This window comes from Streptomyces litchfieldiae, from assembly GCF_031845365.1.
Classification (GTDB): domain Bacteria; phylum Actinomycetota; class Actinomycetes; order Streptomycetales; family Streptomycetaceae; genus Streptomyces; species Streptomyces litchfieldiae.
Window position 1 is genome coordinate 193,573 of the sequence record NZ_JAVREL010000001.1, and the last position, 24,582, is coordinate 218,154.

Here is a 24,582-nt window from a genome sequence, read left to right on the forward strand (position 1 = left end):
ACGGACGATACACCAGAACCGTCACTCAGCGACATAAGGAAATCACCGAACGTGACGGTCTGGGGGGAGGTGCCGGTTCACGCCACGGGCGCGCCACCGGTTGCGACGATGTACTTCAGGGGCTCACCCGCGGCGAAACGCGCCAGTTGAGCGCGCAGCAGCCGGTCGGCCCGGGGCCGGAACGCGGTGGACGGGCCGCCCACGTGCGGCGTGATCAGCACACCGGGCGCGCGCCACAGCGGATGCTCGGCGGGCAGCGGTTCGGGGTCGGTGACATCGAGCGCGGCGCGCAGCCGGCCGGATTCCAGTTCGGCCAGTAGCGCCTTGGTGTCGACCACCGCGCCGCGCGAGACGTTCACCAGCAGCGCGCCGTCCGGCATACGGGCGAGGAATTCGGCCCCGGCCAGGCCGCGGGTGGCGTCCGTCAGCGGGGTAGTGAGGATGACCACCTCGGCGCGCGGCAGGAGTTCGGGCAGCTCGGCCACGCCGTGCACGGGGCCGTGGTCGCTGTCCCGCGCGCGGCTGGCCACCCGGATCACCTCGGCCACCTCGAAGGGCCGCAGCCGGTCCTCGATGGCGGCGCCGATGCCGCCGTAGCCAACGATCAGCACCCGGCGGTCGGCCAGCGAGGGCCGCACGGCCGGCTCCCAGCGGCCCTCGGGCTGGGCGCGCACGGCGCCGGGGATGTCCCGCTGGGCGGCCAGTACCAGGGCGAGCGCCAGTTCGGCGGTGCTGGTGTTGTGCAACTCGCCCGCGTTGCACAGCACGGCGCCCGCGGGGAGCCGCGGCACGGCGGGCAGCATGTGGTCGACGCCCGCGGTGAGGGTCTGCACGGCGCGCACGACGGTCATGTGCTCCAGGGGACGCTGGGCGACCTCCGGACCTTTCATGTAGGGAACGGCGTAGAAGACACAACGGGCCGGATCCGCGGGGAACTCGGGCTCCCCGTCCCAGTGGACGTAGTTGAGCGAGGCGGGCAGGGGCGCCAGTTCGGCGGGCGGGAAGGGCAGCCAGACATCCGGATTGGTCATGCCGCCCAGGCTAACCGCGCCCCTGGGGCGGGGCGCTGTCGGTGGCAGCGGTTACGTTGGAGCGGGCGCGGCGGGGCGAGCGCGGGGAAGGAACGGCGTCGGTGCGGTACAGAACGATGGGCGCGGGGGCGCTGCGGGTGGGCGCCGTCGGGCTGGGCTGCATGCCGATGAGCTGGGGGTACAGCACGCCGGGACGGCACGGGGAGGCGGCGCTGCGCGCGGTGCACGCGGCGCTGGACGCGGGCTGCACGCTGCTGGACACGGCGGACATGTACGGCCCGTTCACCAACGAGCTGCTGCTGGGCCGGGTGGTGAAGGAGCGCCGGGATGACGTCTTCCTGGCGACCAAGTGCGGGCTGCTGGTGGGCGAGGCGCACATCGTGGCCAACGGCCGCCCGGCGTATGTGCGGCGGGCCTGTGACGCGTCGCTGCGCCGGCTGCGGACGGACGTGATCGATCTGTACCAGCTCCACCGCGTGGACCCCGAGGTGCCGGTGGAGGAGACCTGGGGCGCGATGGCGGAGCTGGTCCGGGCGGGGAAGGTGCGGGCGCTGGGGCTGTGCGCGCTGTCGGCGCGCGGCGGGCCGGGGTCGGCCGGCGCCCCCGGGCACGGGCCCACGCTGGGGCTGCTGACGCGGGCGCAGCAGGTGTTCCCGGTCAGCGCGGTGCAGGCCGAGCTGTCGGTGTGGTCCCGGGCGGCCCTCGCGGAGCTGCTGCCGTGGTGCGAGGCGCGCGGGGTCGGGTTCCTGGCGGCCATGCCGCTGGGCAGCGGCTTCCTGACCGGCACGCTGGTTCCGGGCGGCGGGTTCGGGCCGGACGACATCCGGGCCCGACACCCGCGTTTCACGGCGGAGATGATGGCGGCCAACCAGCCGTTGGTCGCCGGGCTGCGCCGGGTCGCCGCGCGGCATCCGGGGGCGACGCCGGCGCAGGTGGCGCTGGCCTGGCTGCTGGCCCAGGGCCGGCATGTGGTGCCCGTGCCGGGCACCCGCCGGGACCGCTGGGCCCGGGAGAACGCGCTGGCCACCGAGCTGGAGTTGAGCGAGGAGGACCTGGCCGAGATCGGCGCGCTGCCGCCGGCCCGCGAGTCCTGGGTCTGACGCGGGCGTTCGCACGGTCCTGCGCCGGGGCGGCGGGTGTGGTGTGCTGGAGGTCCGGTATCCCCCGATCGGGAGGCGCTGATGACGGTGTGTCGAGGGCCGCGCGGCTGGCCGGCCGTGGTCGCCGCGCTGGCCGTGCTGGTGGCCGGCTGCTCGTCGGACGACGGGGACGGCGGGGGTGGGGAGGCGCGGACGACTCCGGCCTCCGAGGCGCCGGAGGAGTCGACGGCGCCCGCCGCCGAGCCGCCGCCCGCCGAGGGCGAGGCCGAGGTGGTGGAGACCGTGGCCAGCGACCTGGACTCCCCCTGGGGCCTGGTCCATCTGCCGGACGGGGACCTGCTGGTGGGCTCGCGGGACAGCGGCGTGGTCAACCGGGTGGCGGTGGACTCGGGCGAGGTCACCGAGGCGGGCGCGGTGCCCGGGGTGCGGGGCGGGGAGGGCGAGGGCGGGCTGCTCGGGCTCGCGCTGGACCCGGAGTTCGCGTCCAACGGGCGCCTCTTCGCGTACTACACCGCCGCCTCGGACAACCGCGTCTCCGTCTTCCGGTACGACGCCTCGGCGCCGGAGGGCGAGCGGCTGGAGCCGGACGGCGACCTGCTGACCGGCATCCCCCGGGGCGAGGTGATCCACAACGGCGGCGGGCTGGCGTTCGGCCCGGACGGGATGCTGTACGCCTCGACCGGGGACACCGGCGACGGGGAGCTGGCCCAGGACGCGGAGTCGCTGGCCGGCAAGATCCTGCGGATCGACCCGGCGACCGGGTCCGCGCCCAAGGACAACCCGGACCCCGGCTCCCTGGTGTACTCGATGGGCCACCGGAACGTGCAGGGCCTGGCCTGGGACTCCGAAGGGGACCTGTGGGCCACGGAGTTCGGCAACGACACCTGGGACGAGCTGAACCGGATCGTTCCCGGCGGCAACTACGGCTGGCCCGAGTTCGAGGGCGGGGGCGGCGAGGCGGAGGGCTTCGTGGACCCCGTCGAGCGGTGGCGGCCCGCCGACGCCTCGCCCAGCGGCCTGGCCTTCAGCCGGGGCTCGCTGTGGGCGGCGGGGCTGCGCGGCGAGCGGCTGTGGCGGATCCCGCTGGACGACAACGAGCCGGTGGCCGACCCGCAGGCGTTCCTGGAGGGCGAGTACGGCCGGCTGCGCTCGCTGCTGGCCGTCGGCGGCGACGAGCTGCTGCTGGTGACCAACGAGACCGACAGCCGGGGCTCCCCCGCCGGCGAGGACGACCGGATCCTGCGGCTGCGCGTGCGGTGACGCGGGCCGGCCCGACCGACCGGACGGGCCCGACCGTCAGGCCGAGGCGGCGCGGTCGGCGCCCACGATGCCCAGGCGGTGGGCGAGCGCGGCTGCCTCGCCCCGGCCGGAAACCTCCAGCTTCGCCAGGATGTTGGACACATGCACACTCGCCGTCTTGGGCGAGATGAACAGCTCCTCGGCTATCTGCCGATTGCTCCGGCCCGCCGCCACCAGCGCCAGCACATCCCGCTCCCGCGGCGTAAGGCCGAAGGACCCGTCGTCGGCGGCCGCGGCGGCCGTCCCGGCGGTGAGCGGCAGCCGCGCCCGCTGGGCCAGCTTCTCGATCTCCCCCGCCAGCGGCCGCGCCCCCAGCTCCCCGGCCACCGCGTGGGCGAGGGCCAGCAGCCCGGCCGCCCGCTCGCGGTCGCCGTCGGCGAGCAGCGCCTCCGCCCAGCGGGCGCGCATTCGCGCCAGCTCGAAGGGCCGGGGCAGCTCCTCGAACGCGGCCACGGCGGCGGACCAGTCGGCCGCCCCCGACGTGCCCTCGGCCCGCCGCAGCTCCGCCTCGACCATCAGGCCGTAGGCCGCCCACACCGGGTAGTCGCGCGGCAGGGTCGCCGCGAACTCCCTGATCATGGCGACCGCCGCGGCCTGGCCCGGCTCGGCGGCGGCCACGCCGCGCGCGGCCGACTCGGCCTCCGCCGCCGCGTCCACCATGGGCCAGGTGTAACAGCCGGCGCCGGGCGCCAGCCCCGCCTCCACGGCCTCGGCCAGGATCCGGCGGCAGTCGAGGATCCGGCCCTGCGCCGCGGCGAAGGCGATCCGGTGCTGGGCGAAGGGATGCGCGTACTGCGGCGCCAGTCCCGTGTACGCGCGGTGGTGCTCGCCCATCAGGGTGATCTCCGCCTCGGCCGCCGCCAGGTCGCCCCGGCCCAGCGCGAGGCGGGCGAGCCGCTGCGCGGCCAGCGCCCGGGTCACCGGCATCTGGCCGGCGGCCCGCGCCTCGCCCGCCGCCGCCTCCGCCTCGGCCCACCGGCCCAGCGAGAACAGGGCGTCGGACCGGTTCCCGTGGATCCAGGACTGGGTGTCGCGCAGCCCGTACCGGTAGGCCAGCCGGATGCCCTCCTCGGCGAAGGCGAGTGCCTCCTCGGAACGGCCCATGGACTCCAGCAGCGACTGGAGATTTATGTGGCTGCGGGTGAAAACGCCGACCATGTCGGCAGCGACCACGCGGTCGGCCACCGCCCGCAGGTCCACGACCCCGGCCTCGCCCCGGCCGGTCTCGATCAGCAGCCCGCCCCGGCTGACGCGGGCGTTCAGCGCGGTGTGCTCGTCGCCGACCTCCTGGGCCAGCTCCACGGCGCGTTCGGCGATGGCCAGGCTGCGCGGCCCCGGGTCGAAGACGGCGCCCCACAGCGCGGCCTCGGTGAGCACCCGGGCGTGCACGGGCGAGGGCGGGAAGCCGCGCAGCAGCTCCTGCGCGGTGCCCAGCTCGGCCCAGCCGTTGCCACGCCCCAGGTGCCGCATGAAGCGGGACTTCTCGGTCCAGAACCAGGCGGCGCGCAGCGGATGGCCGAGGCCCTCCAGCACGCGCAGCGCGCGGCTGATGACGGACAGGCCGCGCTCGGCGTCGCCCGCGTACCGGGCGGCGAGCGTCACCTCGGCGAGCATGTCGAGGAAGCTCAGCGGGTCGTCGGCGCAGTCGCACAGCGGATAGGACTCGGCGTCCTCGGCGATCCGCAGCCCTTGCCGGACCTCCGCGGGGGCGCTGTCCCACAGCTCCAGCGCGCGGTCGAGCAACTGGAGCTGCTCGGCGTAGGCGTGCTGGCGCCGGGCGCCGGTGGCCGCGCCGACCACGGCGGGCAGCGCCTTGGCGGGGTCGTTCGCGTGGTACCAGTACGTCGCCAGCCGGGCTGGGCGCTCGTCGGCCGGGACCAGCGCGGGATCCGCATCCAGCGCCTCGGCGTACCTGCGGCTGATCCGGGTCCGCTCGCCGGGCAGCAGGTCGTCGTCGACGGCCTCGCGGACCAGCGCGTGCCGGAAACGGTAGGTGCCGTCCTCGTCGGCGCGCAGGATGCTGGCGCCCACCGCCGCGCGCAGCGCCTCGATCAGCTCGTCCTCGCCGATGCCGGTGACCGCGCGCAGCAGCCCGTACTCGACCTTGGAACCGCCCTCGGCGGCTATGCGCACGACGCGCTGCGCGGTCTCCGGCAGCATCTCGACGCGCACGAGCAGCAGGTCGCGCACGGAGTCGCTGATGCCGCCGGCGCCGCACCCGTCGGACATGCTGGCCAACTCCTCGACGAAGAAGGCGTTCCCGTCGGAGCGGCGGTAGATCTGCTCCAGCAGGTCCTCGGGCGGCAGGGTGCCGCGGATTCCGGCGACCTGGCTGCGCACCTCGTCGCGGGTGAAGCGGGCCAGCTCCAGCCGGCGGACCGTCCGCAGCCGGTCGAGCTCGGCGAGGAACGGGCGCAGCGGGTGGCGCCGGTGGATGTCGTCGGAGCGGTAGGTGGTGACGATCAGCACCCGGCCGCCCTGGAGGGAGCGGAAGAGATAGCCCAGCAGCTCCCGGGTGGAGCGGTCGGACCAGTGCAGATCCTCGATGACGAGGGCCAGCACCCGGTCCTGGGCCAGCGTTTCGAGCAGCCGCGCGGTCAGCTCGAAGAGCCGGCCGCGCACCTCCACCTCCCGCGCCACGCGCACCGTGGCGCTGGGCTCCCCCAGCTCGGGGAGCAGCCGGGCCAGCTCGCCGCCGAATCCGGCGGCGGCTCGCGTCAGCTCCTCGCCGAGCTGGCGGTGCAGCGCCCGCAGCACGGTCGCGACGGGGGCGAACGGCAGCCCGTCGGCGCCCACTTCCACGCAGGCGCCCACGGCCGTGAGCGCCCCCGCCTCGTGCGCCTGGTGGAGGAACTCCTCCACCAGGCGTGTCTTGCCCACTCCCGCCTCGCCGCCGATCAGCACCGCCTGCGGCCTGCCATCGTCCGCGGCCATGAGCCCCTCCGCCAGGGCGGCGCGCTCGGGGCCGCGGCCGACAAAGACGGGACTGACGGTCTTGTTCTCCATGTCCCGCAGGATCGCATATGCCTCCGACACCGTGCCGGGGGCGGCCATCACGCGCCCCCGCCCCAGCGCAGCGCCCGGCGCCGGGCACCGGCCGCCGCGGCGCGCTGCCGCCGTCCTCTGCTCGCGCCCCGCCCGTTGTCCTCCTTCCCACCGGCCTCGGCCGCGCGGTTCGCCCGGCGGACGACCGCCGCCAGCCGCTCCCGTTCGGCTTCCTCGCGCAGCGCGGCCATCCGGGCCTCGACGTTCATCAGTTCGTACAACATGGTGGGTATCCCCTTGGATCTCGCTGGTCACCGGTGTTTCCCGATGCCTCAACACTCCGCTCCCAGGGGTGGCGCCCGCATCGGGCAGCTTGCGGAACTTGGCGGCGCGGGGGGTCCTTAGGCGGGGACCCGACGGGGCCTTAGGGCCTGTATCGAGTTCCCGCCCGGGCCCGCGACGCCAGTCACGGCACCTCGCCGCTCCCCCAGACTCCGTCTGGGAGGTGCCCCCAGCCGAATCGCGCGAATACGGCCGGGTATGAGCTGCGATCCGGTGCCTTGCGATGCACCGCGTCTGACGCCGCGGGCTGATCCGACCGGGAACTCGATACAGGCCCTAGGGCACCCACCGGCGGCGCGCCGGGCGCCCGTTCTAGGACGGCCGGGCCCTTGGCCCTCGGATCAGCCGGCCGGGACGAGCCCCAGGCGGTGGGCGAGCGCGGCTGCCTCGCCCCGGCCGGGAACCTCCAGCTTGGCCAGGATGTTGGACACATGCACACTCGCCGTCTTGGGCGAGATGAACAGCTCCTCGGCTATCTGCCGATTGCTCCGGCCCGCCGCCACCAGCGCCAGCACATCCCGCTCCCGCGGCGTAAGGCCGAACTGGTCGGCCGGTGCCGGGACCGCCGCGCGCGCCGGGGCGGACAGGGCGATCCGGGCCCGGGTGGCGAGCTGCTCGGCCCGCTGCCGCAGGGGCTCGGCGCCGAGCTCGGCGGTGGCGGCCCGGACCAGCCGCAGCAGCTCGGCCACCCGCTCCCGGTCGTCGGCGCGGCCCTCGGCGAGCAGCGCCTCCGCCCGGCCCAGGCGGGCCTCGGCCAGGTGGTGGGGCAGGCCCAGCTCCTCCAGCGCGGCCACCGCCGTCTCCCAGTGGGCGGCGGTGTCGCGGCCCTCGGCGCGCAGCACCTGGGCCTCGACGAGGTGGCCGAAGGCCGCCCACATGGGCGTCGTCCGGGCCATGGACTTCAGCACGCGGCGGATCCGCGCGACGGCCGCCGGCCGGTCCCGGTCGGACGCGGGCAGCCCCCGGGTCAACGCCTCCGCGCGGGCGGCGACGATGAGCAGGTTCCACACGAGTGCGGTGGTGAACGACGGGAACGGCTCGGCCGTGGCGGCGCGGAAGACGTCCCTGGCGTCCTCGAACCGCCCCTCCGCCGCCGCCGTCTCCACCCCCACCACGGCCAGCTCGATGACGAACGACGGTCGCAGATCGGTGGTGTCGGTCTCGGCGTGGGTGGCGGCCAGCGCCGCCCGGGCCGCCGCCAAGTCGCCGGTGAGCGCGGCGAGATGGCCGGCCAGCACGCGCGCCGCGATGCGCGGCTGAACGCCGCGCGCCCGGGCGGCCGCGGCCAGTGCCGCCTCGGCGGCGTCCCAGCGCCCGAGCTCGATCAGCACCTGGGCGTGGTTCGCCGAGAGCCAGCCCTTGGTGTTCTCCAGGCCGTACCGCTCGGCGAGCCGCAGCCCCTCGGCGGCGACCTGGTCGGCCCGCGCGAGGTGGCCGATGAAGCTGAGCACCGAGACGAGGTTGACCAGACAGCGCCCGAGCAGGCTGACCTCGCCGCGCTCCAGGATGCGGTCGAGCACGGTGAACAGCTCGGCCACTCCCCCGGCGATCTCCCCGGAGTCGGCCCGCAGACAGGCCAGGGTGACGCGGGCGTACAGCTCGGTGCTCTCCGCCTCCACCAGGCGCGCCAACTGCACCGCGCGCTCGGCTGTTTCGAGCATCTCGGGCCCGGGGCGCTCCGCGGAGCGCCGTGCGGCGTCCAGCGCGAGGACCTGGGCGTGCACGACGGAGGGCGGCAGTCCGCGCACCAGCTCCCGGGCGCGGTCCAGCTCGCGCCGGCCGTCGCCGCGGCCGGGTCCCTCGGCCAGCCAGGCGCGCTGCGTCCAGAACCAGGCGGCGCGCAGCGGCTCGTCGCGCTCTCCCAGCAGCCGCAGCGCCCGTTTCGCCATGGCGAGGGCCCGTTCCGGCTGGCCGGACAGCACCCCGGCCCGGGTCGCCTCGGCCAGCACGTCGACCTGGCCGACGGGCTCGGCGGCGCCGTCGATGGCGGCCGGATAGCCCCACACCGGGCCGATGGGCCGCAGCCCGGCCAGCACCTCGGGCGGCACGCCGTCCCACAGCTCGAGCGCCCGCTCCAGCAGCCGCAGTTGCTCGGCGTAGGCGTAACGCCGGTGGGCCTGCGCGGCGGCCTCCAGCACGGCCGGCAGCGCCTTGGCCCGGTCGCCGGCGTGGTACCAGTAGCTGGCCAGGCGCGCGGCGCGCTGGTCGCCGGGGACGAGCCCGGCCGTCCGCTCCAGCGCCTCGGCGAAGCGGCGGTTGAGCCGGGCGCGCTCGCCCGGCAGCAGATCGTCGACGACGGCCTCGCGCATCAGCGCGTGCCGGAAGCGGTACCCGTCGCCCTCCTCGGTGGGCGCCAGCAGGTGCGCGCCCACGGCCGCGCGCAGCGCGTCCAGCAGCTCGGGCTCGGGGCGGCGGGCGACCTCCGCGAGGAGGCCGTGCTCCACCGAGGAGCCGCCCTCGGCGACGGTGCGCAGCACGTCCTGCACGTCCTCGGGCAGCGCCTCGACGCGGACGAGCAGCAGGTCGCGCAGGGTCTCGCTCATGGCGCTGCCGGGGCCGCCGGCGGTGAGCTCCTCGACGAAGAACGGGTTCCCCTCGGAGCGTTCGAAGACGGAGCCGAGCAGGCCGGGCCGCGGGCGGGAACCGGTGATCGCCGCCATCTGCGCCGAGACCTCGCTCCGGGTGAACCGGGCCAGCTCGATCCGCCGCACGCTGCGCAGCCGGTCCAGCTCGGCGAGGAACGGGCGCAGCGGGTGGCGGCGGTGGATGTCGTCGGCGCGGTAGGTCGCCACCAGGACCAGCTTGGCACGCTGAACGGAACGGAACAGATAGCGCATCAGCTCGCGCGTGGAACGGTCGGACCAGTGCAGGTCCTCAATCGCGATGATCAACGGGTCGTCGGCGGCGAGCCGTTCCAGCAGTCGGGTGGTCAGCTCGAACAGCCGGGCGCGGTCCGTCGCGTCGCCGGCCGGCTGGCCGGGCACGCCCAGCTCGGGCAGCAGCCGGGCCAGCTCGTCCTCCTGCCCCGTCGCGGCCTCGGTGAGCGCCGTCCCGAACTGCCGGTGCAGCGACCGCAACACGGCCGCCACGGGCGCGAAGGGCAGGCCGTCCGCGCCCAGTTCGACACACGCGCCGACGGCGGTGACCGCTCCGGACGCGCGGGCGCGGGCGAGGAACTCCTCCAGCAGCCTGGTCTTGCCGATGCCGGCCTCGCCGCCGACCACGAACGCCTGCGGCTCCCCCTCGCGGGCGCGCGCCAGCCCCTCGGTCAGCTCGGCCAGCTCCGGGCCGCGGCCGACGAAGACCGGACTCACACCGCGGGCCACCACGCCGTCGAGCATCGCACGGGGCACCGACAGCGCGGTACCGACTATTGCGGCGGGCGAACGCCCTTGGCCCTCCCGACCGTTCACGCCGCCCCGGGCCGGGGGCGGCGGCGCTTGCGGCGCCGCCGGGCGGTCCTGGCGAGGCGGTGCTCCTCGGCCGCGCGCATCAGCTCGGCGGCCCGCACCCGGTGCAGCAGTTCGTAGTCGATCACGACGCCCCTTCCCCGGGCCGGCCCCTTCCGGCCCGCCCTCCACGGTCGCCCCCGGGGTGTGCCGGGCGCATCGGGCAACCGCCGCGTTCTGCCGGGGCCCACGCCTCAGAAGGGGCCCCCGGCGATCCGCGCCGCGCGTTCGCCGGGGGCCTTAGGGGCCTTAGGGGCCTCACCCGCCTCAGCGCCTCAGTCGCCCTGACCGCCCGGGCCCCGCACCCGGCGCACCACGTGCAGCAGGTACTCCTTGCGGTCCAGCGGGTTGTGGTCCGTCCGCCGCCGGGCCGGCGCCGGGCCGGTCACCGGCCGGTAGTGGTCGAACGCGGACTCCAGCACGCCCTCCCCGCCGGTCAGCCCCGGCAGCCGCTGCTCCAGCTCGTGCACCTGGGCCGCCGGGATCTCCCCGTCGAGCACATACGACGCACCGCGCGTCACCGGCGCCAGCGGGACCGCCCGCAGCCGCGCCAGCGCGGACAGCACCGGGGAGAACGCGTCCGCCGGGACCTCCAGGCGGAAGCGGTGCATCGGCTCGTGCACCCGCGTGCCGGCCCGGCGCAGCGCGGCCATCAGGACCAGCGGCGTCAGGTTGCGGAAGTCCCCGGCGGTGCTGGACATGCTCTTGTCGAACACGCCGTGGGAATGGCTCTGCCGTGCCCAGTAGCCGGAATGCGTCAACGTCACGGCGCAGTCCGTCACCTGCCATCCGTGCACGCCCTCGCGCAGCGTCTCGTGCACGGTTTCCTCGATCGCCTTCATGAACGAGAACGGCATCGAGCCGAGTTCGACCTCCAGCCCGAATTCCACGCCGGAGCCGGGCGGGCGCGGCTCGACGCGCAGCCCAACCGTGGCGAGGAACGGATTGGGCTCCTTGCCGATGAGCTCGAATGCCGCGCCGGTGCCCGCCGGCCGCTCGATACAGATCGTCGTCGATTCCCGGAAGGTGACCTCGACTCCGAATTCCTCGGCGAGCGTCGCCTCGATGACCTCCTTCTGCACCTCGCCGTAGAGCGAGACGGAGATTTCCCCGCGCCGCGCGTCCTGCCGCAGATTGATCAGCGGATCCGCCTCGGCGAGCTGGCTGAGCGCCAGATGCAGCGCGCGCCGGTCGGCGGAGCGGCAGGGCTCGACGACCGTTTCCAGCGTCGGCGGGGCGAAGTGGCGTTCGGGCGCCGGGGCCGTTTCCGCGCCGCCCAGCGTGTCCCCGATCCGCACCCCGGCCAGCCCCCGCAGGAGGCCGATCCGGCCGGCGCCGACCGACTCCCGGGGAACGGCCGCGCCCTGGTCGAACACGCTGATCCCGGTGACCTTCCCCTCGCCGTCGCGGCCGTACCGCAGCCGGTCGCGCGTGCGCACCGTCCCGGAGAACAGGCGGGCGTACGCGATCTTCTCCCCCGCCGGGCCGCGGTCGACCTTGAAGACGGTGCCGGACACCGGGCCGTCCGCATCGCCCTCGGCCGCGGGCAGCAGCTCCCGGACGCCGGCCATCAGCGTGGCCACGCCCGCGCCCGTGACCGCGGAACCGAAGAACACCGGGTGCACCAGCGCCCGCCCGGTCTGCGCCGCCAGCTCGGCGCGCAGCCGGTGCCCGGAGAGCGCCTCCGCACCGTCCACATACGCGGCGAGCAGGGCGTCGTCGTGGTCGGCGAGGCGTTCCGCCAGCGCCACGGTGAAGTCGCCGTCGGCGGCGGTGAACGGCGTGAAGCGGGCCTCGCGCGTGCCCAGCCCGTCCGGCGATCCCATGGGGACGACGGCCGGGGTCAGCTTCTCGGCGATGCTGCGCAGCAGGTCGCGGTGGCGCGCGCCGCGCCGGTCGATCTTGTTCACGAAGACGAGGGTGGGGATGCGCAGCCGCCGCAGCGTCCGCATCAGCACCCGGGTCTGCGCCTGCACGCCCTCCACGGCGGAGACGACGAGCACGGCGCCGTCGAGCACGTTCAGCACCCGTTCCACCTCGGCGATGAAGTCCGGGTGGCCGGGGGTGTCGATGAGATTGACCGTGACGCCGTCGAGGGCGAACGAGACGACGGCGGATTTGATGGTGATGCCGCGCTGCCGTTCGAGCGCGAGCGAATCGGTCTGGGTATTGCCGTCATCGACGCTGCCGGGCCGGTCGATGACGCCGGCGGCGTGGAGAAGCCGCTCGGTCAGACTGGTCTTACCGGCGTCGACATGCGCCAGAATTCCCAGGTTCAGCGTTGCCACTGCGTGTCATGTCCTCCGAATAGGCGGTGATTCCCTTCGCGGTGAACATGAACGCGGGGCGCATGACGGAACTCCTCGGTGTGGCCGGTGGCTTGGTGCCGCCGGTCAGTGCAACAGACAATGCCGCCACGGGCAACCGAATTACCCGTGGCGGCATCGCGAAAGGCCCGGCCGGACTACTCGGCGGCGCCCAGTTTCTCCAGGATCAGCTCGCGGGCCCGGGCCGCGTCCGCCTGGCCGCGCGTGGCCTTCATGACCGCGCCGACCAGGGCGCCGGCCGCGGCGACCTTGCCGCCGCGGACCTTGTCCGCGACGCCCGGGTTGGCCGCGATGGCCTCGTCGACGGCCCGGCCCAGCGCGCCCTCGTCGGAGACGATCCGCAGGCCGCGCTTCTCGACCACCTCGTCCGGGTCGCCCTCGCCGGCAAGCACGCCCTCGATGACCGCGCGGGCCAGCTTGTCGTTCAGCGCGCCCTCGGCGACCAGCGCGGCGACGCGCGCCACGTGCGCCGGGGTGATGGGCAGCTCGGACAGCTCGACACCCTGCTCGTTCGCCCGGCGGGCCAGCTCGCCCATCCACCACTTGCGGGCCGCGGCGGCGTCCGCCCCGGCCGCGGTGGTGGCGACGATGAGGTCGATGGCGCCCGCGTTGAGCACGGACTGCATCTCGTGCGCCGAGATGCCCCACTCCTCGCGCAGCCGGTTGCGGCGGGCCAGCGGCAGCTCCGGCAGCTCGCCGCGCAGCCGCTCCACCCACTCCTTCGCCGGCGCCACCGGCACCAGGTCGGGCTCGGGGAAGTACCGGTAGTCCTCGGCCTCCTCCTTGACCCGGCCGGAGGTGGTGGTGCCGTTCTCCTCGTGGAAGTGGCGGGTCTCCTGCACGATGGTGCCGCCGTCGCCGAGAACGGCGGCGTGCCGCTGGATCTCGAACCGGACGGCGCGCTCCACGCTGCGCAGCGAGTTGACGTTCTTCGTCTCGCTGCGGGTGCCGAACGCCTCCCGGCCGTGCGGGCGCAGCGACAGGTTGACGTCGCAGCGAAGCTGGCCCATCTCCATCCGGGCCTCGGAGACGCCCAGGGTGCGGATGAGCTCGCGCAGCTCGGCGACGTAGGCCCGGGCCACCTCGGGGGCGCGCTCGCCAGCGCCGGTGATCGGCTTGGTGACGATCTCGATCAGCGGGATGCCGGCCCGGTTGTAGTCGAGCAGCGAGTGCCGGGCGCCGTGGATGCGCCCGGTCGCGCCGCCGATGTGGGTGGACTTGCCGGTGTCCTCCTCCATGTGGGCGCGCTCGATGCCGATGCGGAACACCTCGCCGTCGGCGAGCTGCACGTCGAGATGGCCGTTGAACGCGATCGGCTCGTCGTACTGCGAGGTCTGGAAGTTCTTCGGCATGTCCGGATAGAAGTAGTTCTTCCGGGCGAAGCGGCACCACTCGGCGATCTCGCAGTTGAGCGCGAGGCCGATGCGCACCGCGGACTCCACGCCGACGGCGTTGACCACGGGCAGCGCGCCCGGCAGGCCCAGACAGGTCGGGCAGGTCTGCGAGTTGGGCTCGGCGCCGAGGGTGGTGGCGCAGCCGCAGAACATCTTGGTCTTGGTGCCGAGCTCCACATGGACCTCGAGGCCCATGACGGGGTCGTAGGACGCCAGCGCGTCCTCGTACGACACCAATTCGGTGACGGTCACAGGGGTACTCCCTCTCGGAATGCTCGGTGCCGCTCAGTCGGCGAGGATGTCGGACTCGTCCCCGCTCATCCGGCGCAGCTCGCGGGCCAGGATCGCGACGCCGGTGACGATCGCAGCCGCCGAGACGAGGGCGTCCGCGAGCTGGAGCTTGTCGCCCTCCCGGCGGGCCTCCTTCAGCCGCTTGGCAACGCTCACCGTCCCGAAGAGGGTGCTGCCGAGGGAGATGTACATGCTGGTCTTCGACTTCTGCTTCTTGCTCATAGCGCGGGTGCCTCCTCGAGGATCGGGTGGCCCCAGCGTGCCTGGAACGCGGCCTCGACCGCGGCTCCGACGCGGTACAGCCGGTCGTCCGCCAGGGCGGGGGCGACGATTTGCAGGCCCACGGGGAGGCCGTCCTCCGGGGCCAGCCCGCAGGGCAGGGACATGGCGGAGATGCCCGCGAGGTTGACCGGGATGGTGCACAGGTCCGCGCGGTACATCGCCATCGGGTCGTCCGCGCGCTCGCCGATCGGGAACGCGGTGCTCGGCGTGGTCGGCGCGACGATGACATCGACCTGCTCGAACGACCGCTGGAAGTCCCGGGAGACCAGCGTGCGGGCCTTCTGCGCGCTGCCGTAGTACGCGTCGTAGTACCCGGAGGACAGCGCGTAGGTGCCCAGGATGATGCGGCGCTTGACCTCGGGCCCGAAGCCAGCCTCCCGGGTCAGGGAGGTGACGGCCTCGGCGGACCGAGTGCCGTCGTCGCCGACGCGCAGGCCGTAGCGCATCGCGTCGAACCGGGCCAGGTTCGACGAGCACTCGGACGGGGCGATCAGGTAGTAGGCGGCGAGGGCCGACTCGAAGGACGGGCAGGACAGTTCGACGATGTCGGCGCCCAGCTCGCGCAGCAGCGCGACGGACTCGTCGAAGCGCTGCAGGACGCCGGCCTGGAAGCCCTCGCCCCGGAACTCCCGGACCACGCCGACCCGCAGGCCCGCCACCGTGCCGTTCCGCGCGGCCTCGACGACGGCCGGGACCGGGGCGTCGATGGAGGTGGAGTCCAGCGGGTCATGCCCGGCGATCACCTCGTGCAGCAGCGCCGCGTCCAGGACCGTGCGGGCGCAGGGGCCGCCCTGGTCGAGCGAGGAGGAGAACGCGACCATGCCGTACCGGGAGACGCCGCCGTAGGTGGGCTTGACGCCGACCGTGCCGGTGACGGCGGCGGGCTGCCGGATCGAGCCGCCGGTGTCGGTGCCGATGGCCAGCGGCGCCTGGTAGGAGGCCAGCGAGGCGGCCGAACCGCCGCCGGAGCCGCCGGGGATGCGGGTGAGGTCCCACGGGTTGCCCGTGGGGCCGAAGGCGCTGTTCTCGGTGGAGGACCCCATGGCGAACTCGTCCATGTTCGTCTTGCCGAGAATGACGATGCCGGCCTCCTTGAGGCGCCTGGTCACCGTCGCGTCATAGGGCGGGATCCACCCCTCCAGGATCTTGGAGCCGACGGTGGTCGGCACGCCCTCGGTGGTGAAGATGTCCTTCAGCGCCAGCGGAACGCCGGCCAGCGGGCCGAGGCGCTCGCCCGCGGCGCGCTTGGCGTCGACGGCGCGGGCCTGGGCGACGGCGCCCTCGCGGTCCACGTGCAGGAAGGCGTGCACCTTCTCGTCGACGGCGTCGATGCGCGCGAGGTGCGCCTCGGCGACCTCGACGGCGCTGACGGTGCCGTCCGCGATGCGCGCGGCGATCTCGGCGGCGGTGAGCCGGGTCAGGTCGGCCATGGCGGTCACTCCTCCCCCAGGATCTGCGGCACCTTGAAACGCTGCTGCTCCTGGGCCGGTGCCCCGGACAGCGCCTGCTGCGCGGTCAGGCCGGGCCTGACCTCGTCGGGGCGCATCACGTTCGTGAGCGGCAGCGGGTGGGAGGTCGGCGGTACGTCCTCGGCGGCCACATCGGAGACGCGGGCGACCGCGCCGATGATGTCGTCGAGCTGTCCGGCGAAGTGGTCGAGCTCTTCGTCCGTCAGCTCCAGACGCGCCAGCCGGGCGAGGTGGGCGACCTCCTCGCGCGTGATGCCAGGCATGTGGCGATCCTCTTGCTCGTCGCGGGATTGGGTTCCCGGCCAATCCTATGGCGACGGCGGCGCGGCCCGCGCACCGATTCCGCGGGGGGCGTCAGCGGACGGGCTCGGGGTCGGCCGGGTTCTCCGAGGCGAGGTCGTCACCGGGGGCGCCGGGCGTGGACTCCACCTTCGGCGGCGCGGTGTTGCGGGCGCGCAGCCAGTCGGTGGTCTCGCCGGCGGGCATCGCGGCGGCGACGAGCCAGCCCTGGACCGCGTCGCAGCCCAGGGCGCGCAGCCGCTCCCAGGTCTCGTCGTCCTCCACGCCCTCGGCCACGACCACCAGACCCAGGGAGTGGGCCAGCTCCACGGTGCAGCGGACGATTTCGGCGTCCTCGCTGTCCATGGCGAGGCGGGCGACGAAGGAACGGTCGATCTTCAGCTCGCTGACCGGCAGGCTGCGCAGGTGGACCAGCGAGGAGTAGCCGGTGCCGAAGTCGTCCAGGGACATCCGCACGCCGTGGCCGGTCAGCCCGGCGAGGGTGTCCGCGGCCTGCTGCGGGTCCTCCAGCATCACGTGCTCGGTGATCTCCAGTTGGAGGGAGCCGGCCGGCACGCCGTGCCGGGCCAGCCGGGCGGCGACGGCGCCGGCGAAGCCGGGGGTGTGGACGTCGCGGGGCGAGACGTTGACCGCGACGGGGACGGTGAGGCCGCCCGCGCGCCAGCGGGCGACCTGGCCGAGCGCGGTCTCCAGCACGTACTCCGTCAACTGGGGCATCAGGCCGGAGGTCTCGGCGATCGCGATGAACTCGTCGGGCGGGACCCGGCCGCGGTCGGGGTGCTTCCAGCGCAGCAGCGCCTCCAGGCCGGCGACCACGCCGTCGAACCGGACCTTGGGCTGGTAGTGCAGCTCCACCTCGCCGGTGTCCAGGGCGCGGCGCAGGTCGCCCAGCAGCGCGAGGCGGTCGGGGGTGTTGATGTCGCGGCTGGCGTCGTAGACCTCGACGCCGCTGCGGTCCCGCTTGGCGGTGTACATGGCGACGTCGGCGCGGCGCAGCAGGCCCTCGCCCTCGGGGTCGTGGTCGGGGAAGACCGCGACGCCGGCGCTGGCCTCGACGACGAGGGTCAGCCCGTCCAGCTCCAGCGGGGCGCTGAGGGAGCCGATGATGGCGCGGGCGGCGCGCTGCGCGCTGGTGGCGGAGGCGACGCGGGGCAGCAGCACGGCGAACTCGTCGCCGCCGAGCCGCGCGACCTCCGCGTCGTCCGGCAGCTCCCGCTGGATGCGGTCGGCGATCTGGAGGAGCAGCCGGTCGCCGGTGAGGTGGCCGAGCGTGTCGTTGACGGAACGGAAGCTGTCCAGGTCGATCCGGAGCAGTGCGGCGCGGTCGCCGGTCCGGGCGGCCTCCACGAGCGCGGTGGTGGTGCGGGCCAGCAGCCACTGGCGGTTGGGCAGGCCGGTCAGCGGGTCGATGAGCTGGTCCTCGTCGCGGGCGCGGGCCATCCAGAGCGAGGAGTCCAGGGCGATCAGCGGCACCGCGAACAGCGGGAGGACGATGGGCTGTTCGACGGCGACCACGACGATCAGCGGCGCGATGCACAGCAGCGCGATGGCGACCAGGCCCTGGCGCAGCAGCGCGGCGCCGGCCAGGGACGGCAGGCCGCCGGGCGGGTCGGAGCTCAGCCACAGGAGCAGCCGGGAGACGACGAGGTAGGCCGAGGCGCCGAGCAGCAGTTGGGGCAGGGTGGAGGGCTGCCAGTCGGCGGGCTCCCAGGGGTGCTCGACGCTGGGCCGGGTGCCCCAGGCGGCCAGCGCCAGGGCGGCGGCGCCGACGCCCAGCATGTCGATGGCGCCGTGCAGCAGGGCGTCTCGCCAGCGGTCCCGGCGGGCGGCGCCGACGAGGGTGACCACGAAGAGGCTGACCAGCACGGCCGGCACCCAGCCGTAGAGCAGCAGCATCGCCAGGGCGAGCGCGGCGCCGGAGCCGGAGCCGCCCCACCAGCGCTCGCGGCCGACGGCCACCAGGTAGGCGACGACGAGGCCGGTGAGGACGGCGAAGCCCCAGCCGGGCCGGTCGCCGGGGAACAGTGCGCGCCCCTCGGCGAGCACGCGCAGCACGCCTATGAGGAACGCCACGCCGGCGCCGGCGAGCACGGCCGGGCGGAGATATCGGGAGAGCCAGGCAGGGCCTCCCTGCGGAGTCGGTCTCCCGTGGGGGGCTGACTGCATACGGGATCCCTCTCACGGCCGGTGTCGCCCGCGCCCGGAGCGGGCGCATCACCCCACCCTAGGACGCCCGGCGGTGTGAGGGGCAGGGAACCCGGCGGTCTCCTGAAACCCCCTCACATGCTCCTATCTCTCTGGTATATGCCCGGGGCGCGGGTCGCCGCAAGACGCCGCACGTCACGAAGGTGACTCGACGTCAGTGGGCAGCGCGGCCTCCCGGGCGGCGTCGGGCCCGCGCTCCAGCAGCACCGTGAAGCCGTCCTCGTCGAGCACGGGGACCTTCATCTGGACGGCCTTGTCGTACTTCGAGCCGGGGCTGTCGCCGACGATCACGAAGTCCGTCTTCTTGGACACCGAGCCGGTGACCTTGGCGCCCCGGCTCTGCAACGCCTCCTTCGCGCCGTCCCGGGTGAAGCCGCTCAGGGTGCCGGTGACGACCGCGGTGACGCCGGCCAGCGGGCGGGGCCCGGTGTCCTCGTCGCCCGCCTCGGCCAGCCGCACCCCGGCCGCGCGCCACCGCTCCACGATCTCGCGGTGCCAGTCCACGGCGAACCAGTCCTTCAGCGAGGCGGCGATCGTCGGCCCCACGCCCTCGGCGGCGGCCAGCTCCTCCTCGCTCGCCTCCGCGATGCGGTCCAGCGAACGGAACTCGCGCGCCAGCGCCTCGGCCGCCACCGGACCCACGTGCCGGATCGACAGGGCGGTGAGGACCCGGGCCAGCGGCCGGGTCCGCGCCTCGCGGATGCTCTCCAGCATGGCGAGGGTGTTCTTCTTGGGCTGGCCCTGCTGATTGGCGAAGAAGGTGACGACCTTGGGCTCGCCGGTCTCCGGGTCGCGCTTGGGCAGGCCGGTGTCCTGGTCCAGGACGTACGACTTGATGGGCAGCAGCTCCTCCACCGTGAGCTCGAAGAGCCGGCTCTCGTCCCGCAGCGGCGGCTCGGTGGGCTCCAGGGGCTGGGTCAGCGCGGTGGCGGCGACATAGCCGAAGTGGTCGATGTCGAAGCATCTGCGGCCCGCCAGATAGAAGATGCGCTCCCGCAACTGGGCCGGGCACGACCGGGCGTTGGGGCAGCGCAGGTCGATGTCGCCCTCCTTCATGGGCATCAGGGCGGTGCCGCACTCCGGGCACTCGTCGGGCATCACGAACTCCCGCTCGGTGCCGTCCCGCAGATCGGCGACCGGCCCCAGGATCTCCGGGATCACGTCGCCCGCCTTGCGCAGCGCCACCGTGTCCCCGATGAGCACGCCCTTGGCCTTGACCACCTGCTGGTTGTGCAGGGTGGCGAACTCGACCTCGGAGCCGGCCACCGTGACGGGCTCGACCACGGCGTAGGGCGTGACGCGGCCCGTGCGGCCGACCCCGACGCGGATGTCCACCAGCTTGGTGTTGACCTCCTCGGGCGGGTACTTCCAGGCGATCGCCCAGCGCGGCGCGCGCGAGGTGCTGCCGAGGCGCCCCTGGAGCGGGATCTCGTCCAGCTTCACCACGACGCCGTCGATCTCGTGCTCCACGGCGTGCCGGTGCTCCCCGTAGTACGCGATGAACTCCCGCACCCCGTCCAGCGACGACACCACCTTGCTGGCCCGGGCGGTGGGCAGGCCCCACTCCTTGAGCAGGTCGTACGCCTCGGAGAGCCGGTCGATGTCCAGGCCCTCCCGGGCGCCGATGCCGTGCACCACCATCTGGAGCGGGCGGCTGGCGGTGATCTTGGGGTCCTTCTGCCGGAGCGAACCGGCGGCGGCGTTCCGCGGGTTGGCGAAGGGCTTGTCGCCGGCCTCGACGAGCCGGGCGTTCAGCTCCTCGAAGCGCTCCATCGGGAAGAACACCTCGCCGCGGATCTCCACCAGATCCGGGATCCGGTCGCCGCTGAGCCGGACGGGCACCTCGTCGATGGTGCGCACGTTCGGCGTGATGTCCTCGCCGGTGCGCCCGTCGCCGCGCGTGGCCGCGCGGACCAGCCGGCCGCGCTCATAGGTGAGGTTGACCGCGAGGCCGTCCACCTTCAGCTCGCACAGGAAGTGGTACGGAATGCCGCGCAGCTCCTCGGCGACGCGCTCGGCCCAGGCGGCCAGCTCCTCGTCGGCGAACGCGTTGTCCAGGGAGAGCATCCGCTCGCGGTGCGAGACGGAGCTGAACTCCGTCTCGTACGCCCCCGCGACCACCTGCGTCGGCGAGTCGGGCGTGCGCAGCTCGGGGAACTCGTCCTCCAGCGCCATCAGATCGCGCAGCAGCTTGTCGAACGCGGCGTCGCTGATCACGGCTGTCTTCACGTAGTAGCGGAAGCGGTGCTCCTCGACCTGCTCGGCGAGCCGGGCATGCCGCTCCCGCGCCTCGGCGGGCACTGCTGACTGCTGTTCGACGACGCGTTCGCCGGCCACTGTCTCGTCTCCCGTCACTCAGGGTTGTCCGCGAGGGATCTCGCCGCCCGGACGCAATGTGTGAGCGCGGCCCGCGCGTACGCCGGGGAGGCGCCCGCGAGCCCGCAGGCGGGGGTGACCGTCACGGACTCCGTGAGAAGCCCGGGAGACAGCCCCAGCCTGCGCCAAAGCGACCTGACTCCACCGACAGTACCGGCCGGGTCTGACAATTCCTCCGCCCCGGCGCCGACGGCCCCAACCACCCCGGCGAACAGGGCGGTACCGCCCTCGACGGCCTCGCCCAGCGCCTCGTCATCACGCTCGGTGAGGAGCTTGAAGTCGAAGGAGACAGCCGTCGCCCCGGCCCGCCGCAGCAGCCCGAACGGCACCCCGGCGGCGCAGCAGTGCACCACCACCGGGTCGTCCCCGGCCACCGCGATCAGCCCGCGCAGCGTCTCCTCGGCCACCGCCGGATCCACCGCCCGGTGCGCCCGGTAGCCGCTGGCCGTGGGCACCCGGCCGCTCAGCACGGCGGGCAGCGTGGGCTCGTCGAGTTGGAGGACGACGCGGGCGCCGGGCACCCGGCGGCGCACCTCCGCGAGATGGCCGCGCAGCCCCTCCGCCAGCGACTCGGCCAGGTCCCGGCGGGCGCCGGTGTCGCCGAGCATCGCCTCGCCGTTGCGCCGCTCCACGGCCGCCGCCAGCGACCAGGGCCCGACCGCGGACACCTTGAGCGCACCCTCGAACTCCTGGGTGAACTCCTCCAGCGCGTCCAGGTCCTCGCGCAGCCAGGCGCGCGCCCGCCGGGTGTCCCGGCCGGGCCGGTCGCCGATGCGCCAGCCGCTCGGCTCGACGCGCGCGTAGAGCTCGGCGAGCAGCCCGGCGGTGCGCCCGATCATGTCGGCGCCCGGGCCGCGCGCGGGCAGTTCCGGCAGGAACGGCAACGACTCCAGCGTCCCGGTGACGATCCGGGCGACCTCCCGGGCGTCCTCGCCGGGCATGGACCCGACGCCGGTCGCGGCGGCCGGGCCCCAGGGGAACTTCTGCTCTTCGGTCACGGACACAACGTAAGTCACCCCGCCGGGCGCACGCTCAGATCGGTGACCAGCGTCCCGCGGGGCAGGTCGAGCGCGGCCAGGACGGTACTGGCCACCGAGTCCGCGGTCATCCAGCGTTCGGGGTCGTACTCCTTGCCCTCCTGCTGGTGCACCTTCTCCTGCATCGGAGTCGCGGTGCGCCCGGGGTAGACGGTGGTGACGCGCACGCCGTGGCCGGCCTCCTCACCGCGCAGCGAGTCGGCCAGCGCCTTCAGCCCGTGCTTGCTCGCGGCGTAGGCGGACCACAGCGGGTGGGCGCTGAGCCCGGCGCCGGAATTGACGAAGACCACGTGGCCGCGGGCCGCGCGCAGTTGGGGCAGCAGCAGCCGGGTCAGCTCGGCCGGGGCGACCAGGTTGGCTGCCAGCAGCGCGTTCCAGATCTTCGGCGTCAGCTCGCCGACCTCGCCCAGTTCGACGACGCCGGCGATGTGCAGCAGCGAGTCGATCCGCTCCGGCGGCGACTGGTGGCCGAGCGCCCACGACAGCCGTTCCGGCTCGGCGAGGTCGCCCACCAGCGTGTGCGCGCCGGGGAATTGCTCCTCGAGCTCGCGTGCGCGCCCCGCGTCGCGCGCCCAGAGCCACAGCTCATCGCCCCGTTCGGCCAGCCGTCGGGCGACCGCCGCGCCGATGCCGGACCCTGCCCCGGTGATCACATGCGTTCCCATACGACCATGGTCTCCCAGGCCCCGCCCGGAAAACGAAGGAGATTGCCCTGTGCGCATCGCAGCGAGTCAACTGGCGTCCGGCGTCCTGCCGGTGGAGAACCTGACGGCCATCGCCGAGCAGACCGCGCGGGCCGCGGCCGAGGGCGCCGACGTCGTGGTCTTCCCGGAGGCCGCGATGGCCCGGTTCGGCATCCCGCTCGGCCCGGTCGCCGAGCCGCTGGACGGGCCCTGGGCGACGCGGGTGCGCGCGATCGCCGACAGCGCCGGCGTCCTGGTGGTCGCCGGGATGTTCACCCCCGCCGAGGACGGCCGGGTGCGCAACACGCTGCTGATCACCGGCCGCGGCGTGGACACCCACTACGACAAGCTGCACCTCTTCGACGCCTACGGCTTCGCCGAGTCGGCCACGGTGGCGCCGGGCACCGAGCCGGTGGTGGCCGGGGTGGACGGCGTGGTGCTGGGGTTCGCCACCTGTTACGACGTCCGCTTCCCCGGTCTGTTCACGCGGCTGGCCGACGACGGCGCCCGGATCGTTCTGCTGCCCGCCTCCTGGGGCGCGGGCCCCGGCAAGCGCGAGCAGTGGGAGACGCTGGTGCGCGCCCGCGCGCTGGACAGCACGTGCTGGGTGGTGGCGGCCGGCCAGGCGGACCCGGCGACCGTGGGCGAACCGCCGGCCACCACGGCGCCCACCGGCATCGGGCACAGCATGGCGGTCTCGCCGTTCGGCGAGGTCCGCGCCGCGCTGGGCGCCGAGCCGGGGCTGCTGCTGGTGGACGTGGACCCGGCGGAGACGGACCGGGCCCGGCGGCTGATCCCGGTGCTGGCCAACCGCCGCCGCGACGTGTCCTGAGGCCGTGCTCCGAGGTCGTTCTCAGCCAGTGCCCCGGCCGACGGCCGCGCCCGCCCGTTCGGTGGTGGCTATCGTCGCCGAGCCGACGACGCGCGTGCCGTCGTAGAGCACGATCGCCTGGCCCGGCGCCACGCCCCGCACCGGCTCGCCGAACCGCACCCGCAGCTCGTCGCCGACCGGCTCGGCCGTCACCGGCGTCTCGCCGCCGTGCGCCCGAAGCTGCGCGGTGTACGTGCCGGGCCCGTCCGGGGCCGTGCCGCACCAGCGCGGCTTGACGGCGGTGAGCGCGACCACGTCGAGCGCCTCGGCCGGGCCGACGGTGACCGTGTTGGAGACGGGCGAGATGTCCAGGACGTAGCGCGGCTTGCCGTCCGGCGCGGGGTGCCCGATGCGCAGGCCGCGGCGCTGGCCGATGGTGAAGCCGTGCGCGCCCTGGTGGGTACCGACCTTGCGGCCCTCCTCGTCGACGATGTCTCCCTCGGCCGAGCCGAGGTGGCCGGCCAGGAAGCCCCGGGTGTCGCCGTCGGCGATGAAGCAGATGTCGTGGCTGTCCGGCTTGCGCGCCACGGCCAGCCCGCGCCGCTCGGCCTCCGCGCGGATCTCGTCCTTGGTGGCCCGGGTGTCGCCGAGGGGGAACATGGCGTGCGCGAGCTGCCGCTCGTCGAGCACGCCGAGCACATAGCTCTGGTCCTTGCCGAGGTCGGCGGAACGGTGCAGCTCGCGGCGGCCGTCGGCGGTCTCCACGACGCTGGCGTAGTGGCCGGTGCAGACCGCGTCGAAGCCCAGGGCCAGCGCCTTGTCCAGCAGCGCGGCGAACTTGATCTTCTCGTTGCAGCGCAGACAGGGGTTGGGCGTGCGGCCCGCCCGGTACTCGGCGACGAAGTCCTCGACCACGTCCCGGCGGAACCGCTCGGCGAGATCCCACACGTAGAACGGGATGCCGATGACGTCGGCGGCGCGGCGGGCGTCGCGGGAGTCCTCGATGGTGCAGCAGCCGCGGGCGCCGGTGCGGAAGGACTGCGGGTTCGCCGAGAGGGCCAGGTGGACGCCGGTCACCTCGTGGCCGGCCTCGGCGGCGCGCGCGGCGGCGACGGCGGAGTCCACGCCGCCGGACATCGCGGCCAGCACGCGCAGGCGGCGTCCGGGTCCGGGGGCGGAGCCGGGGCGGGGGTCAGTCATC

General features: G+C 74.5%; 18 protein-coding genes. 3 read left to right on the forward strand and 15 right to left on the reverse strand.

The features are described 5' to 3' along the window. Positions 1-77: 77 nt before the first annotated feature. Positions 78-1,031, reverse strand: coding sequence for a 2-hydroxyacid dehydrogenase (locus RM590_RS00905; RefSeq protein WP_311702335.1), 954 nt, complete (start codon positions 1,029-1,031; stop codon positions 78-80). Between the two features lie 101 nt (positions 1,032-1,132). Between RM590_RS00905 and RM590_RS00910 the strand changes: the two genes are divergently transcribed. Together RM590_RS00910 and RM590_RS00915 are read left to right on the forward strand one after the other, a co-directional pair. Beyond that, positions 1,133-2,131: an aldo/keto reductase gene (locus RM590_RS00910; protein WP_311702336.1), complete on the forward strand. Its 999-nt coding sequence runs from the start codon at positions 1,133-1,135 to the stop codon at positions 2,129-2,131. 81 nt (positions 2,132-2,212) lie between these two features. Next, a complete protein-coding gene (locus RM590_RS00915) occupies positions 2,213-3,391 on the forward strand; it encodes a PQQ-dependent sugar dehydrogenase (protein WP_311702337.1) in 1,179 nt (392 codons plus the stop codon). A gap of 36 nt (positions 3,392-3,427) precedes the next feature. Here RM590_RS00915 and RM590_RS00920 read toward each other — a convergent pair whose 3' ends face one another. The 13 genes from RM590_RS00920 to RM590_RS00980 all read right to left on the reverse strand — a co-directional run bounded on the left by RM590_RS00920 (position 3,428) and on the right by RM590_RS00980 (position 22,552). Then, positions 3,428-6,436 carry a helix-turn-helix transcriptional regulator gene (locus RM590_RS00920; RefSeq protein WP_311702338.1) on the reverse strand — a complete coding sequence of 1,003 codons (3,009 nt, stop codon included), beginning with the start codon at positions 6,434-6,436 and terminating at the stop codon, positions 3,428-3,430. A gap of 47 nt (positions 6,437-6,483) precedes the next feature. Next, the gene (locus RM590_RS00925) at positions 6,484-6,699 is read right to left on the reverse strand and encodes a hypothetical protein (protein ID WP_311702340.1); all 216 of its coding nucleotides are present in this window, start codon (positions 6,697-6,699) and stop codon (positions 6,484-6,486) included. Positions 6,700-7,098: 399 nt separating this feature from the next. Continuing rightward, positions 7,099-10,098 (reverse strand): helix-turn-helix transcriptional regulator, encoded by a 3,000-nt coding sequence (locus tag RM590_RS00930; RefSeq protein ID WP_394813770.1) that lies wholly within the window; start codon positions 10,096-10,098, stop codon positions 7,099-7,101. A gap of 68 nt (positions 10,099-10,166) precedes the next feature. Next, a complete protein-coding gene (locus tag RM590_RS00935) occupies positions 10,167-10,295 on the reverse strand; it encodes a hypothetical protein (RefSeq protein ID WP_311702343.1) in 129 nt (42 codons plus the stop codon). Positions 10,296-10,481: 186 nt separating this feature from the next. Then, a complete protein-coding gene (locus RM590_RS00940; RefSeq protein ID WP_311702344.1) occupies positions 10,482-12,494 on the reverse strand; it encodes a TetM/TetW/TetO/TetS family tetracycline resistance ribosomal protection protein in 2,013 nt (670 codons plus the stop codon). Positions 12,495-12,670: 176 nt separating this feature from the next. Then, positions 12,671-14,179: an Asp-tRNA(Asn)/Glu-tRNA(Gln) amidotransferase subunit GatB gene (gene gatB / locus RM590_RS00945; protein ID WP_311702346.1), complete on the reverse strand. Its 1,509-nt coding sequence runs from the start codon at positions 14,177-14,179 to the stop codon at positions 12,671-12,673. Positions 14,180-14,212: 33 nt separating this feature from the next. After that, the gene (locus RM590_RS00950; RefSeq protein ID WP_311702347.1) at positions 14,213-14,440 is read right to left on the reverse strand and encodes a hypothetical protein; all 228 of its coding nucleotides are present in this window, start codon (positions 14,438-14,440) and stop codon (positions 14,213-14,215) included. Beyond that, a complete protein-coding gene (gene gatA / locus RM590_RS00955; RefSeq protein WP_311702348.1) occupies positions 14,437-15,930 on the reverse strand; it encodes an Asp-tRNA(Asn)/Glu-tRNA(Gln) amidotransferase subunit GatA in 1,494 nt (497 codons plus the stop codon). The genes RM590_RS00950 and gatA overlap by 4 nt, the downstream gene beginning before the upstream one ends. Positions 15,931-15,935: 5 nt before the next feature. Next, positions 15,936-16,232, reverse strand: a complete 297-nt coding sequence (gene gatC, locus RM590_RS00960; RefSeq protein WP_311702349.1) for an Asp-tRNA(Asn)/Glu-tRNA(Gln) amidotransferase subunit GatC — start codon at positions 16,230-16,232, stop codon at positions 15,936-15,938. A gap of 91 nt (positions 16,233-16,323) precedes the next feature. Continuing rightward, positions 16,324-18,435, reverse strand: a complete 2,112-nt coding sequence (locus RM590_RS00965; protein ID WP_311702350.1) for a putative bifunctional diguanylate cyclase/phosphodiesterase — start codon at positions 18,433-18,435, stop codon at positions 16,324-16,326. A gap of 174 nt (positions 18,436-18,609) precedes the next feature. Further along, positions 18,610-20,829 carry an NAD-dependent DNA ligase LigA gene (gene ligA, locus RM590_RS00970; protein ID WP_394813751.1) on the reverse strand — a complete coding sequence of 740 codons (2,220 nt, stop codon included), beginning with the start codon at positions 20,827-20,829 and terminating at the stop codon, positions 18,610-18,612. Beyond that, a complete protein-coding gene (locus tag RM590_RS00975) occupies positions 20,826-21,791 on the reverse strand; it encodes a methionine synthase (RefSeq protein ID WP_394813771.1) in 966 nt (321 codons plus the stop codon). The genes ligA and RM590_RS00975 overlap by 4 nt, the downstream gene beginning before the upstream one ends. Positions 21,792-21,862: 71 nt before the next feature. Next, on the reverse strand, positions 21,863-22,552 hold the full coding sequence (locus tag RM590_RS00980; protein WP_311702352.1) for an SDR family oxidoreductase: 690 nt from the start codon (positions 22,550-22,552) through the stop codon (positions 21,863-21,865). A 49-nt stretch (positions 22,553-22,601) separates the two neighbouring features. Between RM590_RS00980 and RM590_RS00985 the strand changes: the two genes are divergently transcribed. Next, entirely contained in the window at positions 22,602-23,402 is an 801-nt protein-coding gene (locus RM590_RS00985; protein WP_311702353.1) for a carbon-nitrogen hydrolase family protein, read from the forward strand. A 21-nt stretch (positions 23,403-23,423) separates the two neighbouring features. Here RM590_RS00985 and mnmA read toward each other — a convergent pair whose 3' ends face one another. Further along, on the reverse strand, positions 23,424-24,581 hold the full coding sequence (mnmA, locus tag RM590_RS00990; protein ID WP_311702354.1) for a tRNA 2-thiouridine(34) synthase MnmA: 1,158 nt from the start codon (positions 24,579-24,581) through the stop codon (positions 23,424-23,426). Position 24,582 lies beyond the last annotated feature (1 nt).

Bases quoted from the DNA above. Each gene is read 5' to 3' on its own strand.
- gatA (WP_311702348.1), bottom strand. From the start codon at position 15,930: ATGGCCGACCTGACCCGGCTCACCGCCGCCGAGATCGCCGCGCGCATC.
- RM590_RS00950 (WP_311702347.1), bottom strand. From the start codon at position 14,440: ATGAGCAAGAAGCAGAAGTCGAAGACCAGCATGTACATCTCCCTCGGC.
- RM590_RS00905 (WP_311702335.1), bottom strand. From the start codon at position 1,031: ATGACCAATCCGGATGTCTGGCTGCCCTTCCCGCCCGCCGAACTGGCG.
- RM590_RS00915 (WP_311702337.1), top strand. From the start codon at position 2,213: ATGACGGTGTGTCGAGGGCCGCGCGGCTGGCCGGCCGTGGTCGCCGCG.
- RM590_RS00975 (WP_394813771.1), bottom strand. From the start codon at position 21,791: ATGCCCGGCGAGGACGCCCGGGAGGTCGCCCGGATCGTCACCGGGACG.
- RM590_RS00920 (WP_311702338.1), bottom strand. From the start codon at position 6,436: ATGGAGAACAAGACCGTCAGTCCCGTCTTTGTCGGCCGCGGCCCCGAG.
- RM590_RS00925 (WP_311702340.1), bottom strand. From the start codon at position 6,699: ATGTTGTACGAACTGATGAACGTCGAGGCCCGGATGGCCGCGCTGCGC.
- RM590_RS00930 (WP_394813770.1), bottom strand. From the start codon at position 10,098: ATGCTCGACGGCGTGGTGGCCCGCGGTGTGAGTCCGGTCTTCGTCGGC.
- gatC (WP_311702349.1), bottom strand. From the start codon at position 16,232: ATGCCTGGCATCACGCGCGAGGAGGTCGCCCACCTCGCCCGGCTGGCG.
- RM590_RS00980 (WP_311702352.1), bottom strand. From the start codon at position 22,552: ATGGGAACGCATGTGATCACCGGGGCAGGGTCCGGCATCGGCGCGGCG.
- mnmA (WP_311702354.1), bottom strand. From the start codon at position 24,581: ATGACTGACCCCCGCCCCGGCTCCGCCCCCGGACCCGGACGCCGCCTG.
- RM590_RS00965 (WP_311702350.1), bottom strand. From the start codon at position 18,435: ATGCAGTCAGCCCCCCACGGGAGACCGACTCCGCAGGGAGGCCCTGCC.